This window comes from Pseudaminobacter soli (ex Zhang et al. 2022) (assembly GCF_014595955.1).
In the GTDB taxonomy this organism is placed as follows: Bacteria; Pseudomonadota; Alphaproteobacteria; order Rhizobiales; family Rhizobiaceae; genus Kumtagia; species Kumtagia pseudosoli.
This window is the reverse complement of sequence record NZ_JABVCF010000011.1, coordinates 210559-224696: the sequence shown is the minus strand read 5'-3', so window position 1 is coordinate 224696 and position 14138 is coordinate 210559. Positions and strand designations below refer to the sequence as shown.

The following is a 14138-nucleotide window of genomic DNA, read 5'->3' as shown; positions in this document are numbered from 1 at the left end:
TGGCGGGTTCTTGGGCATTCATACGTCCTTTGTCGTCGAAAGAGGTTCTGACCGTTCATCAGGTTTCCGGCAAGGGCCGCGCTTTGGTCGGCCAGGCGCACCGGCGATCCCGCGACGCGAAAGTTGGTGCTTGACGCATCCGCGAGATCGGATAACGTCCTATACATCGACTACCGTTCTGTACACAGAATAACAATTGCCTCACCTCTGGATGAAGGCACAGGGCGGGCGCGAGTCATACGACGCAAAAATGGGGAACAGACGATGTTTGATAAATGGCTTTCTCTGGAGCAGCAGTTCAAAGAGGGCAGGCTTTCGCGCCGACAATTGCTCGCGGATTCAATGAAGCTCGGCTTGTCGGCGGCCGCCGCCTATGCCTTCGTCGGCGCTGTGGAGAATCCGAGTGCGGTGCTCTCAAGTGCCGGCGTTAGAGGCGCGAAGGCCGCAGAGGGCGAGAAGCTTGACTGCGTCATGATAACCATCCAACGGGCCGGCGATCTTGGCCCGGTCGATGCGATGGTCCGGGGGCTGAACCGCGGTGCCGAAGAACTCAACTACAACGTCCGGGTCGTGGAGGCGCTACAGGGGGAGTACCAAGGAGCGCTCGAAGCCTCGGCGGCTGAGAAGCCCGACCTGATCCTCGGATTATTCCCGCCAATGGCCGACCCCCTTGAAAGGGCCGCGCGGCAGTTTCCCGATATTCATTTCGCCAATCTTGTCGGTATCGTCCCGGAGGGAGTGCCCAATCTGAAGTCGGTCTGGCATGCGGGACAGGATGGAACCTTCCTGTCGGGGGCGCTCGCGGGTATGGTCTCGACCGAGAAGCTGATCGGTGTGGAGAGTGACGTGCTAGGCGTCGTGCTTGCGGTCGAAAACGGCGAGCAGCATGGTTACCTTGCCGGCTATCAACAGGGCTTCAAAACGACCAACACCAAGGGAACGGTGATCCATAACGTGATCGGCGGCAATTCGCCCTTCGAGGATCCGGTCAAGGCGGCGCAACTGGCTGGTGTGCTGAAGGAAAGAGGCGCGGGTATCATTGGGACAAGCGGCGGGAAGAGCCAGCATGGCGTGCTCGGCGCCGCCGCACGAGGCGGCTATATCGGGCTTGGCATGGACAACGACCAGTGCCTCCAATACCCCGACACCTGTCTTGCATCGGTGCTCGTCTTCCTCGACCGTTGGGTCTACGACGTTATGAAGGAGGTGCGCACATCCTCTTTCGAGCCCGGCCATCACTATGTTGGCCTGCCGGACGGCGCGTTGGACATCTGTCCTTTCAACGAAGCGGACCACAAGCTCGGCTCCACCCTGCCGAAGGTGATCGTCGACACAATAGCCAACCTCAGATCGCAGGTTCTAAGCGGAGCCATCAAAGTATCCGGTACTCCGGAGCTCTAGCATCCCTCCGCAGGGCTCGGCGTACTCACGCCGGGCCTTGTTCCGTGGCCAATTGCTTGCAGACAAATCGTGCCCACACCGATCATCCAACTCATCGGCGTTACGAAAAGGTTCGGCAGTTTCGTCGCCAACCAAGCGATCGATCTCACCATTGAGGCCGGGTCGATCCATGCGATCGTCGGGGAGAACGGTGCTGGCAAGTCGACGCTTATGAAGACGCTCGCCGGCCTACACATGCCCGAGGAAGGGCGAATATTGCTGCGCGGCGAGGAGGTAATGCTGCGCAATCCCGAGGCGGCCATGAGGCATGGCATCGGGATGGTGCACCAGCATTTTTCCCTCATAGACTCGCTGACCGTTACGGAAAACGTGGTTCTCTCCAACCCGCCGCAGCGCGCAGGCCTCTTCCTGAAGCGCGATGCGGAAAGGCAGGTCAAGGAACTCGCAGAGAAGTACGGCCTCGCGGTCGATCCGCGCCGGCGCATTCTGGAATGCCGGGTCGGTGTCCAGCAACGCGCCGAGATCCTGAAAGCGCTTTACCGCAATCCGGAGGTGCTGATCCTGGACGAGCCGACGGCGGTCCTCACGCCGCAGGAAGCCACCACTCTGATGGAAAACCTCCGCACGCTACGCGACAGGGGCAAGACCATCATCTTCATCACCCACAAACTGCAGGAAGTCATGTCAATCGCCGATCGCGTGACGGTGATGCGCGCGGGACGGGTCGTCATGGAGACCGAGACGGCGCGGACCAGCCCGAATGCGCTTGCCGTCGCCATGGTGGGACATGAGCTTTTCGCGAAGCCACGGCAGGTTCAGAGGGAAGTCGGACAGACGCTCGTCGAGCTTGATGGCGTGAGTTGCTATTCGGACGGACTTGGCAGCACGCGCCTTGATAATGTGTCGATGAGTCTGCGGATCGGTGAGGTTTTAGGTGTGGCTGGGGTTGAGGGAAACGGCCAATCCGAACTGGTGGAGATCATTACTGGCCTGCGCCATCCGAGCGCCGGCGCGTTGCGAATAAAGGGCGTCAATGTCGGCCGTAGCTCGAGCCCAGCCGAGATGAGGCGGCTTGGCGTGGCCCATGTGCCTGAAAACCGCATCTCAACTGGCCTTGCGACCACGGCGTCGCTTCTCGACAACCTGGTCATGGGAGCACACCGGTCCGCACCCGTGTCTCGGGGTGTCTGGATCGACCAGGGCGCCGCGCGCAATCGAGCCAAGACGCTAATACGCGAGTTCGACGTCAGGCCGGGAGACATTGACGCGGATGCAGAAAGCCTCTCCGGCGGTAACATGCAGAAGGCGATCGTCGCCCGCGAACTGAGTGGCGACCCCGAGATAATCGTCGTGGCCCATCCAACGCGCGGCGTTGATATCGGCGCCGCAGAGTTCATCTACGATCAACTCCTGAGCCGGCGTCAGAAGGCGGGTGTCCTGCTCGTCTCCTCCGACCTCGACGAGATCCTGCGTCTCTCGGACAGGATCGTCGTGATGTACCAGGGACGCGTGATGGTTGAGGCCCTGCCGGAGGATCTGACGGCAGAGACGCTTGGCCTGCTCATGGCCGGAATGCAGGCCGGCAAAGGGGCTCCGAGGGTGGGAGACAAAGCGTGACGGTCCAGTCGCAGATGGGGAATCTTGCGGCCGAAGCGCGGGCTCGCCGCAGTTTGGCGCGAGCCTGGAATGCGCTGCAAATGCCGGTCATAGCCACCGTGGCGGGATTGTTTGTAACCTCGGTTCTGCTCGTCTGCATCGAGGTGAATCCACTGGATGTCTACGCAGCCCTCCTGCGTGGCGCGCTTGGCAGTCTGTTCGGGATTTCCTCGACGCTGCGCTGGGCGACGCCCCTGATCCTCGCAGGGCTTGCCGTCTCGATTGGCTTCAAGGCCGGTCTGTTCAACGCAGGGCTTTCCGGCCAGATCTACGCGGGTGGATTTGTCGGCAGCCTAATCGGCTTCGGCGTCACGCTCCCATGGGGCCTTCATCCGGTCGCGGCCATTCTAGGCGGCGGACTTGCGGGCGCCACCTGGGCGTTCATCCCTGCGATCATGCGGCGATATCTCGGGGCGAGTGAGATCGTTACATCGTTGATGCTTTGGTACGTCGCGATCGGAATTGCCGACTTCCTCGTCCGGCAGTTCTTTCGTGATCCGACTTCGGCGGCCTTCCTCATGTCCGTGAAGGTGGCTCCAAGCGCCGTGCTGCCGTCCATCTTCCCCGTCGGAAACGTTTCGGTAATGATCTTCGTTTCGATCGGGGCCGCAATCCTATTGGCGCATTTCATGGCGCGCTCGGTAGCGGGCTATGAGATCCGAATGACAGGCGCCAATCCGGCCTTCGCCCACTACTCCGGTGTTCCGATCGGACGTCGCATGGTGCTCGCCTTCTGTCTCAGCGGCTTTCTTGCCGGGATGATCGGCGCCTCGGAGAGCATCGGCATCAATCAGCGTTTCGTCTCCCAGTTCGACCCAGGTTTCGGCTTCGACGGTTTCCTTGTCGCTCTGTTAGCGAACGGGAGCATCGCCGGTTGCATTCCAGCGGGACTGTTCCTCGGCATCCTCAAAGCTGGAGGCTCAGAGATCGAACGGACGCTCGGCCTGTCGAAGAGCATTATCTGGATACTCCAAGGTTCGATCATTCTGTTCGTCTCGGCCAACCGTCTGCGGGGCTATCTTGCCTGGTTCATCGGCAGGCTGAGAGGCCGTTAAGGGAGCCGGGCATGGATATCCTCACCGTTTCCTTGATTGCATCAACGCTCGTCGCGGCCACGCCGCTGATTTGGGCCGCCATGGGCGGACTGGTAAGCCACCAGGCGGGATTATTCAACTTCACCTTGGAAGGCCTGATGCTGTTCGGCGCGTTCTTCAGCGTGCTTTTCGGAACCCTAACTGGCAATGTCTGGATCGGTATCCTGCTCAGCGGGTGCGTCTGCGTCCTGCTCAGCCTAATCTGGGGCTGGATCGTCATCGACCTTGAAGCCGACCAGATCATCTCGGCCCTGGGCTTCATCCTGCTCGCCCAGGGCGGCACGGTCTTCATGCTCAACGCGATGGGCCAGGGCGGCGGCATCTTCTCTCTGGTTCAGCTCAATCCCATAAAAATACCGTTGGTCCACGATATTCCCTTGATCGGGCCGGTCCTCAGCAATCAAACGGCGCTGACCTACCTTTCCTGGCTGCTGCTGCCGTTGTTCCTGTTCGCCCTCTATCGGACACCATTCGGACTATCGCTCCGGGCGACCGGGGAGCGTCCAGAAGCGGCCGAGGCTGCCGGAATTAATGTGCGTCGCATGCGCTACATTTCGGTGGCGATCACGGGATTCTGCTGCGCGATGGCCGGTTCGCAGCTGGCGCTCGGCCTGCTGGCGATGTTCACGGACAATATGACAGCCGGGCGCGGGATTATCGCGTTCGCGGCGGTGATCTTCGGGCTTCACCGCCCGCTGCAGGTGTTTCTTGTTGCGCTCTTCTTTGGATTCGCGGGAGCCCTAACGGATCGACTTCAGGGCTTCGGTCTTCCCAGCGAACTCCTGCTGACACTGCCATACGTTTTGACCGTACTAGCCCTTTGTGTTGCAGGCATGCAGTCCGCCTTCAAGCGAAGGGTCGGCGCTTGAGCTGGATCAGGAGCGTTTACTGGCTAAGAATGTCGCGGTCGGCCCGGCTGAGGCATGAGCGGACACCCCCGCCTAGCGCAGCCGTGACAGACGCGTCCGATGCTCGGTCGTGTCAGAACGCAGCCGTTACATGTAATCTGTCCTTTTGGCCCGGCGGGTCCGTCGCGCTATTCACATGGCGAGGGTTCAGAATCCCCGCGACGAGAGGAGGCTAGCTACCTTCTATTTTTTCGTTCCCAACGGTGCGGCAGCAAATGATTGTGGAATGAAGCATCCGTGATTTGTCGCCTCAACGGCACTAGGATGGCCTGCAGCGAGGTTGGTCACCGTTCGAGTCCAAAAATCTTGGCGACAGTCCAACAGGATGTGGCGATGAAGACATGGGGTGCGGCCGGCGAGAGAACTCTGCTGTCTGATGTGTTGCCGGGCTGCCGCTCAGCACTAGGTATCGTGTGAGCCCACGAGATCGGAGAACGCAATGTTCGAAGGCTTTGATGCCCTTCTCCTGGCACGCATTCAATTCGCCTTCACAGTCTCGTTTCACTTCATCTTCCCTGCCTTCACCATCGGGCTCGCAAGTTACCTCGCGGTGCTGGAGGGGCTGTGGCTGTGGACCGGACGCGGCGTTTTCATCGATGTCTTCCACTACTGGATCAAAATCTTCGCCCTTAGCTTCGCAATGGGCGTGGTCTCCGGGATCGTGCTCACCTACCAGTTCGGCACCAACTGGTCGGTATTCTCAGACAGGACGGGCGCTGTCATCGGGCCGCTTTTGGCTTATGAGGTGCTCACCGCCTTTTTCCTGGAGTCGGGTTTTTTGGGCATCATGCTGTTCGGCATGACGCGGGTCGGCAAGGGACTGCATTTCGCCGCTACCTTGCTGGTCGCGGCGGGCACGCTTTTGTCGGCTTTCTGGATTATCGCGGCCAATTCCTGGATGCAGACGCCGAGCGGCCATCTCACCAACGAAGCCGGCCAGTTCGTTCCGGCGGACTGGTGGAAGGTCATCTTCAGCCCCTCCTTCCCGTACCGGCTCGTTCATACCGTGCTCGGAGCCTACCTCACGACTGCCCTGGTGGTGGGGGCGGTCGGCGCCTGGCACCTCTTGCGCGACCGCACGAACGAGGGCGCGCGCGTGATGTTCGCCATGGCGATGGGCATGATCATGGTGACGGCGCCCGTCCAGGTTCTGGTGGGCGACTTCCATGGATTGAACACGCTCGAGCATCAGCCCGTGAAGATCATGGCCGTGGAAGGGCATTTCGAAAGCCATCCCGAGGGCGCGCCGCTCTATCTCTTCGGCCTTCCAAGCCAACAAGAGGCGACCGTCCATTACCCCATCGCCGTTCCAAAGCTTGGCTCCCTGATCCTGGAGCATAGCCTGAACGCACCCATGGAAGGACTGGAGACCGTCCCGCGGGAGGAATGGCCTCACGTCCCGGTGGTTTTCTGGTCCTTCCGCATCATGGTCGGGCTGGGGCTGCTCATGCTCGCGCTCGGCGTTTGGTCGCTCGTCGCCTATCTGCGCGGCAACCTGTTCGACACGCGGGCGCTACACCAATTCGCGACGCTAATGGGACCAGCCGGATTCGTGGCGGTGATCGCCGGCTGGGTGACGACGGAAGCCGGGCGGCAACCCTATACCGTCTATGGCCTGCTGCGGATGGCCGAATCGGTCTCGCCGCTCGCCGCCCCGGCGGTCGGTTCGTCCCTCCTGGCCTTTATCGTCGTCTATTTCGCCGTCTTTTCGGTGGGCACCTGGTACATACTGCGCCTGATGGCCCATGAGCCGTTTCCGTCGGAGCCGGGCCTGGAGAGAGGTAGTGCGCCGATCCGCACCGCCGGCATCACGCCCGCACAGGGGCTTGACCCGCGTCGCGCCATTGGAGCCAGCCCGGTCGGGAATTGAACTTGGACCACTGACCTATCCTGAGCGTCGTGTTCGTGTGCCCGAATCTTCTTTCAGAACGGCCACACGACCATGATCGCCGGAACTGAAACGATCACGACGACAATTTCGAGCGGGAGCCCCATCCTCCAGTAGTCGCCGAAACGGTATCCGCCTGGCTCGAGAATGAGCGCGTTGTTCTGGTGGCCAATGGGAGTCAGGAATGCGCAGGACGAGCCCACGGCGACCGCCATCAGAAACGGGTCGGGGCTGGTGCCGAGCTGTCCCGACATGCTCACGGCAATCGGCGACATGACAAGGGCGGTTGCGCTGTTGTTGATGAAGTCCGTGAGCAGAAGGGTTGCGATAAGCAGCAGCAGCAGCGCCCAGACTGGCGCAAGGCCGCGAACGCCCGACAACAACCCGTTTGCAACCAGGGCCGCTGTGCCTGTTGTTTCCAGGGCGGTGCCTATGGGGAACATGGCTCCGATAAGGACGACGACCGGCCAGTCGATTGCGTCATAAAGCTCGTTGAGCGTCACGATATCGGTGCCAACCATCAGGGCTGCCGCCAGGATGAAGGCAATGTGAACGGGCATGAGACCGAGCATTGTTGCCAAGATGGCACCCACGAACAGACTGCTCGCGAGGATCAGCCGACGCGGACGCATGATGCCGATGTCGCGCTCGGCGAGCGGCAAGAAGTGCAATTCAGTAAGAGCCTCGCCTATGTTCGCCCTGGCTCCGTGCAGCAGCACTGCATCGCCGGACTTGAATGTCACGTCCCTCAGGCGGGTGCGGATCCTGCGCCCATGGCGCGAAATGGCCAGGAGATTGGCACCAAACCGTCCACGCAAACGCAGCGAGGCCGGAGTGTGCCCGATGGCGCTTGATCTGGGCGAGACGATTGCCTCGACAACATCAGCAGTGCCGGCTGCGCCGCTTGTCAGGCTGCGCCCCTTGTGCCCAAGCAGCGCCAGTCCGGCTTCATCGATCACGGTCTTGAGCGCTTCGGGGCTGCCCTGAAGATGAAGGATGTCATCCTCCACGATCTCCTCATCGTAACGGGGTTCGGGAATACGCTCGTCTCCGCGCACGAGAGCGACTACGACAGCCTCTTCCTCTGACAGTCGCTCGATTTCGCCGACGGTGCGCGCGATCGCCCTTGCCCCCTTTCGCGCAACGACTTCCGCAATGTAATCCTCGATCCTGAGGGCATCGGAGGCATTCGCGCGGCGGCGCCGATCCTGCGGGATCAGGCGCCAGCCAACCAGCACGAGGAACAGAATCCCCGCGATGGCAACCAGCACTCCGACGGGCGCGAAATCGAACATGGCGAATGGCCTGCCAACGGCATCCTCGCGGAAGCTCGAGACGATGAGATTGGGCGGTGTGCCGATAAGCGTAATCGTCCCGCCCAGCAACGATGCGAATGCCAGGGGCATCAGTACCAAAGCCGGAGAGAAATTGTCCCGGTATGCTGTGCGTATGGCCACGGGCAGCATCAGAGCCAGCGCGCCGACGTTGTTCATGAACGCGGACAGGGTCGTGATGATGATGGTCTGCCCGGTGAGCTGTAGCGCCGGGTGCCCTTGAAGAGGCCCCAGCAGCTTCACGATCATGTCGATGATGCCAGCATTCTGTAGGCCACGGCTCAGGATCAACACGCCGATGACGGTAAGAACCGCGGGGTGGGCAAAGCCGTTGAAGGCCGTCTGGGCCGGAACGAGCCCCGTCAGGACGACTGCCAGCAATGCAAACACCGCCACCAAGTCGTAGCGCCACCGTCCCCAGATGAACAGCACCATCGTGATGCCGAGAACGGCGAGCGCGATCATCTGTTCGGACGACACTGCAGCGTCCTCAGCGAACCTATCGAAACGGTCCGGGTTGCGCGCAACCCGGTCAACGGATCGCTGGAAACGCCCAGGATAGCGGTCGCGTTCCACAGGCCACCAACCGCGAGCGATGCGGCCCGATCAGCGCCCCTGCCCGGATTCGTGCCGCGCCACCGTCTTACGGCCCGCAAGACGTTAGTTGCCGATCTTCGCGTGGGACTGCTCTTTAATGCCAGTCACGCGCTCGGCGGTGCATCAATCAGCAGCTGCAAGCGCCTCAACGCGCGACAGGTGATCGCCGTGCATGGCAAGCGCGTTCCAGTCGTCACCACCATCTTGACTTGCATAGATGCGACCATCGTCAAAGCCAGCGAACAGCTGTCCACGCGCGGCGGCAAGGGCTCTCGGCATGTTTTTCAGCGGCTGCTGCGGCAGCCGGCCCTTGAGTTCCTCCCAAGGGCCGCCACCACGCCAGCGATAGATGGCAGCATGCGCGGCGAGCTGCCCATGGGCACGGCGCGGCCCTGCTGCCGCGGAGGTGAACCAAGTGTCGGGGTCGTCGGGATCGACCGCCAGGCCCCAGCAGTAATCACGGTCACGCCCCTCGTTGGCGAGGAACCATTTATCACCGCCGTCGCGGCTCCATGCGGCGCCGCCGCCACCCGCCTCATAGGCACGGCCCGGTACGTTTGGATGCCAGGCGAGAGCGTGGACGTCTCGTTGCGCGCCAGGGCGGTGGTCCTGCCAGGATTCGCCCCCATCGAGGCTGCGCATCAGGCCGCCCAGCTCGATACCGGCCAGGAGCAGGCCGGCGTCGTGCGGCGAGGGCGCGATCGAGCGCACGTGGCTCGTCCAAGGCCGCGGCGGGAAGCGCCATTCCGGATAGGAAGGCAATTCAAGCAGCGCGTGAAGCTCCCGCCAGGTCTCTCCGCCATCGCGGCTAACAAAAAGATGGCTTGGTTCGGTGCCGGCATAGACCGCTCCATCGGCCGCACTTACCGCGAGTGAGAATACATCCGGCTGAGGGAGTACGATGTTGCGCCAGTTAACGCCGCCGTCGCGACTCCTCCACACGCCATTGCCGCGCGTTCCAGCATAGACGCTGGCAGAATTGAGCGGGTCCAGCGCAAGGCATTGCACGCCCTTGCCTTGCAACGACAGCGATGCCCTCCATATGCCCCCGTCGTCGCGGATGCAGGCGAATGCGTCGCCGGTGGCCGCATAAAGCGTCCTCATGAACTGCCTCGTTCAACTCCACCAACTAGGGGCTGAGCCGCGATTACTGCTCCCAACCTTCAACTTTGCCGATGGTTTCACTGAGAACGTGCAATGGCGCTGGCGCAAGGGCGGCGGCCGCGGTGGCCAACAGGTAGACGGGATGAGCCACCTAGATCGACGGTTGATGGCCGCCGCAGCACGTCACGGACCGACCGTCCATGCTGCGGCGGCCCGCCACCAGCGCTAACATCTAGTCTGTGACGGCACGTTTCCGTCCCGGGAAGGAGATACCTTCCGGCTAATCCTTTTCCACCACAACCGGAAAAAGGATGTCTACCGTCGTGCCCACGTCCGGCGTGGTGTCAATGCGGATCTGACCGCCCACCATCTTCGTGAACGCCCGTACCTGAGGAAGGCCTATTCCCGTTCCCTTGTCGCCCTTGGTGGTGAAGAACGGGTCGAACACTCTCTTCAATATTTCCGGCGGCATTCCCCGCCCGTTGTCCCTGACCCTGACCCGTACATAATCTCCGAGAGCGGAGAGCTCTGGTCCGGCAATCTCGACGATCCGGCTTGTGCTGATCTCGATCTGGCCGCCGCCCGGCATAGCGTCCCTCGCATTCGCGACCAGGTTGAGGACCGCGGCATCGAAGAACGCGGGGTCTATGAGGCAGCTTGGGAGGTCGGGAGCGAGATCCAACACGACGCGGACGTCGGGTCCGGCCCCGTATCTCAGGAAAGGCTCGAACGTTTGCAGAAACTCGTTCACGTTGCCTGCGTGGGGATCTAGTTCCTGATGCCTGGCAAATGCGAGAAGCTGCGAGGTCAGCTCGATCCCACGGTCGATCGCCCCTCTCGCCTCCGTAAGGTATGCGCGCACTTTCCCGGGCTCGTCCGAGTTCGTCTCCGCCAGCCTTAGCCCCGATCCGATTGCTGTCAGCAGGTTTCTGAAATCGTGTGCTATTCCCTCCGTAAGTTCGCCCAGCGCGGCCAGCCTCTGCGTCGCGACGGTGCGCTGCTCCACGCTGCATTCAGAGGCGGAAGGGGGGCGGAGGTCTGATGCCTTTGCCGCGGAGTTGGACCCCGGCTGCCCGATGTGGTTGGGAAACATTGCCTGTGTCACATCCGACCCCGCAATGCCAAATTGTTCGTAGCTAGGCTACGGCGGAGATCACGAAGGCTGGCTATCGCGCAAAGGCAACAATAAAACAGTTTCGTCAAAGGAATTAATAGCCGCTCAGAACACTATTTCTGCTCGATTGCAATCAAACGAGGGATACGCACGCAGTTCCTGATCTGAACTATTTGATCATTCAGTCGCGTCGGCTGTCGCAACTCGGTGGCGGTAGACCTCTCCCAGCCGCGCCAGCCAGGATGCCATTGAACGACCCCGCCGAGCTAACCTTCGGAACGAGGCCATCGGAAGACGCCGCATCGCGACCATGGGATTTCCGCCCCGCCCCGAGCGTTGCCACAAGCTGTTGACCCAATGTTCGGAAACACCCGCCTGAACGGAAGCTGCCATGCCCTCTCCTAAGGGGGCCGGGCAGCCTTACTGCACTCGTTCCCGCCCCCTCCGCCGCGGCGCAAGGATCGCCGGCGCGTCGGTAGCCTCTCCAGCATCCGGTCGAACTCCCTCCGGTCATAAAACCAGTTGCCGCCCGTCCCCCTGAAGCTTGGCTCGACCCCCTGCTTCGCCAAGGGATATCGTACCGCCTTGGCTTGCTTCTGCAGCCTCAGGGCAGCCTACCCCCGGGGAGCGCGAAGGGGGTGATGTTCATCACCATCGAGGACGAGGCCGGGATCGCCAACCTGGTCGTCTGGCCGAAGGTGTTCGAGCGGCATCGGCGCATCATTCTGGGGCCGGCATGGTCTCGGTCAAAGGACGCGTGCAGCGCGAGGGCGAGGTCGTGCACCTTGTTGCTCACCATCTGACCGACCTGTTCGCGGAACTGGTGAGCATCAGGAAGCGGGGTGCGCCCTTCCCGCTTCCGCACGGCCGGGGCGACTAGTTCCATGGCGGCAGCCCGGCGCTGGATCCGCGTGGCTTGCCTCCGAAAGGACTGCCGATGCGAGACATCTACATTGCCGACCTTCACATCGACAGGCTGGAGGTCAAGCCAAGGAACTTCAGGTGACGGTCAGGTACCCCAGCGCCCATGCGATGGAGAGAAATGAGTGACGTGAACGGGCCGGCTTCAGACTGTCCGGTTTCAGGCAAGGCGGACAGGTAAGCTGACATTCTCGTGACCCTTCGGCGATAGTGGAAAGCGCCATTATCCTCCATCCGCGTCAAAGCTTGGCGACAATGCGTCACATCAGGCCTACTCGCGTCTTCTCGGCTTCGAACGGGACATCTGAGCATGAGGTGGCGGCGACCCTCCGCAGGACCGCCGAAAGCACGTCGCGTATGCCGATCGCCCCGACGAAGCGCGACTGCTCGTCGAAAAGCGCCACCGGCGCCGCTTAAGGGCAAACGCGATCGGGCCCTGTTACTGCTGGGCTTCGCCGGCGCCTTCCGCCGCTCCGAGCTCGTCGGGATTAAGGTCGAGGATCTGACGTCTAATGAGAAAGGCGTGGATGTCTTCCTGGGCCGCTCCAAGACCGACCGGGAGGGCAAGGGGCAGTCAGTGGCCATCCTGAACGGAAAGGCTCTGCTCCCCCTCCAGAGGCTGCAGGAGTGGCTTTCCGCAGCCGGGATCATCGAAGGACCGGTCTTCCGCGGCGTCGGCCGTGGCGACCGCCTGAAGCCGGAACAACTCAACGCTCAATCGGAGCGCTAATCGTGAAGCACTATGCCGACGCGGCGGGGCTCGACATCGACAAGCTGTCAGGGCATTCGCTGCGGGCCGGGGTCATAACCTCGGCCGCCGACAACCGCGCCTCGATCAGACGGATCATGGAGGTGAGCCGACATCGGGATCCTCGATCGGTCGAGACCTATGTAAGGCGCGCCGATCGCTACAGCGATCATGCTGGGGATGGGTTCCTGTAGCTTCCAGCCGGCGATCACCGCATTACCGAGACGTCGATGTACTCGCCTACTGATCCTCGGCCATAGATTTCGACCAGAATCATCGCGCCGCCGCTCACGAGATCACGGGCAGCGCGTGCCTGGATGGTGCCCCGCATCAGCATGACCTCCATAGCTGCGCGGTTTCGTTCATCCGCGAAGAAGGAGGTCGTATTGGTCGGCTCGGTCAGCTTTGCCATATCGATGAAAATTCGCTCGGTCCTGCCGCAGGATTTGCAAGGTTCCGTAAGCCGAATGCCTCGTGAGTTGTAGAGATCCTGTGGGCCGATATAGGCGATGTAGGATTCCAGCAGTCGAGGTCCTGGATCCACTGATCGGATCGTTGCTTGCGCAAAGCTCGGCGACGTCGCAACTGCGACACTTGCAATGACCACTAAGTATGCGGCTGCCTTCCTGAATTTCCGCATTCCTGCCCTCCCCCGCCAATATCGCGATCACAGTTTGCACGAGGCTACTTAACGGCCGGTAGCGGCCCTACCGAGCCTGTCGTCTAGCAGAGGCTCTCACACGGGCGACCGTCACCGTCACGGTCCAGCCGTCCACCCCAGGAACAGTTCTGCAGGTACCAATACGCCTCGTCACATGAGGCGATCTGTTTGCAGGTTCGACGCGGCGAGCAAGACCATGACTGCGCCGTCTCAGTCGGCCGCTCTGTCCAAGGGACGTCGCTGCTGACGCTGAACAGCGACAACGATGCCGATAGAACTACGAAAATCACTCCCATTGCTTCCCCCCTCCTAATACCCGGCGCTTTAGACGCCGCAGCCGGGGCTACTGCGATCTGGCTTTCCTCGCCTCCCAGGGCTCGATGAAATCGCCCTGCCAAACCCCGGCCTTCTCACGTCGAGCGGCCGCTTGTTCCGTCGCGTATTTCCCGCGGCTGTATCTGGGCCAGTCGAGAGCGTGACCTCTCCGGAGAAGCCAGACATTGACGTTGCTGCCATCAGCACGCCAGCAGTCAGCTACGACCCGACCGTATCGGTCCCGGTCCACTTGTCGGGATTTGGTTGGTCTGGACGCTGCCAAGAACCCGTCCAAAGCCTCGGCGGTAGTCCAGCCGCACCGATAGCTCTTTCCAGCCTGTCGCAGAGCTGCCATCTCTCAGGCGCATCTCACAACTGATCATCTCTCCGTAGCAAA

At 61.6% G+C, this 14138-nt stretch carries 14 protein-coding genes and 1 pseudogene; 8 read left to right on the top strand and 7 right to left on the bottom strand.

What is annotated here, in order from left to right:
• Positions 1–126 precede the first annotated feature (126 nt).
• The 5 genes from HUI96_RS20630 to HUI96_RS20610 all read left to right on the top strand — a co-directional run bounded on the left by HUI96_RS20630 (position 127) and on the right by HUI96_RS20610 (position 6929).
• Positions 127–1401, top strand: coding sequence for a BMP family ABC transporter substrate-binding protein (locus HUI96_RS20630; RefSeq protein ID WP_337918506.1), 1275 nt, complete (start codon positions 127–129; stop codon positions 1399–1401).
• Between the two features lie 69 nt (positions 1402–1470).
• Positions 1471–3018: an ATP-binding cassette domain-containing protein gene (locus HUI96_RS30090; RefSeq protein WP_188256565.1), complete on the top strand. Its 1548-nt coding sequence runs from the start codon at positions 1471–1473 to the stop codon at positions 3016–3018.
• A complete protein-coding gene (locus tag HUI96_RS20620) occupies positions 3015–4112 on the top strand; it encodes an ABC transporter permease subunit (RefSeq protein ID WP_188256564.1) in 1098 nt (365 codons plus the stop codon). The genes HUI96_RS30090 and HUI96_RS20620 overlap by 4 nt, the downstream gene beginning before the upstream one ends.
• 11 nt (positions 4113–4123) lie before the next feature.
• Complete coding sequence (locus tag HUI96_RS20615; protein ID WP_188256563.1) at positions 4124–5020, top strand: ABC transporter permease; 897 nt, start codon at positions 4124–4126, stop codon at positions 5018–5020.
• Positions 5021–5498: 478 nt separating this feature from the next.
• Positions 5499–6929: a cytochrome ubiquinol oxidase subunit I gene (locus HUI96_RS20610; protein ID WP_188256562.1), complete on the top strand. Its 1431-nt coding sequence runs from the start codon at positions 5499–5501 to the stop codon at positions 6927–6929.
• Positions 6930–6982: 53 nt separating this feature from the next.
• On the opposite strand, the gene HUI96_RS20605 is transcribed toward HUI96_RS20610, so the two are convergent.
• From HUI96_RS20605 to HUI96_RS20595, 3 genes are all read right to left on the bottom strand, one after another.
• Positions 6983–8761: an SLC13 family permease gene (locus HUI96_RS20605; protein WP_188256561.1), complete on the bottom strand. Its 1779-nt coding sequence runs from the start codon at positions 8759–8761 to the stop codon at positions 6983–6985.
• 240 nt (positions 8762–9001) lie between these two features.
• The gene (locus tag HUI96_RS20600; RefSeq protein ID WP_188256560.1) at positions 9002–9982 is read right to left on the bottom strand and encodes a WD40/YVTN/BNR-like repeat-containing protein; all 981 of its coding nucleotides are present in this window, start codon (positions 9980–9982) and stop codon (positions 9002–9004) included.
• 280 nt (positions 9983–10262) lie between these two features.
• Positions 10263–10988: a two-component system sensor histidine kinase NtrB gene (locus tag HUI96_RS20595; RefSeq protein WP_337918499.1), complete on the bottom strand. Its 726-nt coding sequence runs from the start codon at positions 10986–10988 to the stop codon at positions 10263–10265.
• A 728-nt stretch (positions 10989–11716) separates the two neighbouring features.
• Here HUI96_RS20595 and HUI96_RS29530 point away from each other — a divergent pair.
• Positions 11717–12102, top strand: a pseudogene (locus HUI96_RS29530) (OB-fold nucleic acid binding domain-containing protein); the annotation flags it as partial.
• A gap of 175 nt (positions 12103–12277) precedes the next feature.
• Here the strand turns inward: HUI96_RS29530 and HUI96_RS20585 are convergent.
• Complete coding sequence (locus HUI96_RS20585) at positions 12278–12421, bottom strand: hypothetical protein (protein WP_188256558.1); 144 nt, start codon at positions 12419–12421, stop codon at positions 12278–12280.
• 119 nt (positions 12422–12540) lie between these two features.
• On the opposite strand from HUI96_RS20585, the gene HUI96_RS20580 reads away from it, so the two are divergent.
• Both HUI96_RS20580 and HUI96_RS20575 read left to right on the top strand, forming a co-directional pair.
• Entirely contained in the window at positions 12541–12747 is a 207-nt protein-coding gene (locus HUI96_RS20580) for a hypothetical protein (RefSeq protein WP_188256605.1), read from the top strand.
• Between the two features lie 2 nt (positions 12748–12749).
• Positions 12750–12959, top strand: a complete 210-nt coding sequence (locus HUI96_RS20575) for a DNA recombinase (protein WP_337918498.1) — start codon at positions 12750–12752, stop codon at positions 12957–12959.
• A gap of 14 nt (positions 12960–12973) precedes the next feature.
• Here the strand turns inward: HUI96_RS20575 and HUI96_RS20570 are convergent, their stop codons facing one another.
• The 3 genes from HUI96_RS20570 to HUI96_RS30295 form a co-directional block, all read right to left on the bottom strand.
• Positions 12974–13309 carry a hypothetical protein gene (locus tag HUI96_RS20570; protein ID WP_237684255.1) on the bottom strand — a complete coding sequence of 112 codons (336 nt, stop codon included), beginning with the start codon at positions 13307–13309 and terminating at the stop codon, positions 12974–12976.
• Positions 13310–13488: 179 nt separating this feature from the next.
• Positions 13489–13722 (bottom strand): excalibur calcium-binding domain-containing protein, encoded by a 234-nt coding sequence (locus HUI96_RS20565; RefSeq protein ID WP_188256557.1) that lies wholly within the window; start codon positions 13720–13722, stop codon positions 13489–13491.
• Positions 13723–13769: 47 nt separating this feature from the next.
• Positions 13770–14096, bottom strand: coding sequence for a thermonuclease family protein (locus HUI96_RS30295; RefSeq protein ID WP_425299255.1), 327 nt, complete (start codon positions 14094–14096; stop codon positions 13770–13772).
• Between the last annotated feature and the right edge of the window lie 42 nt (positions 14097–14138).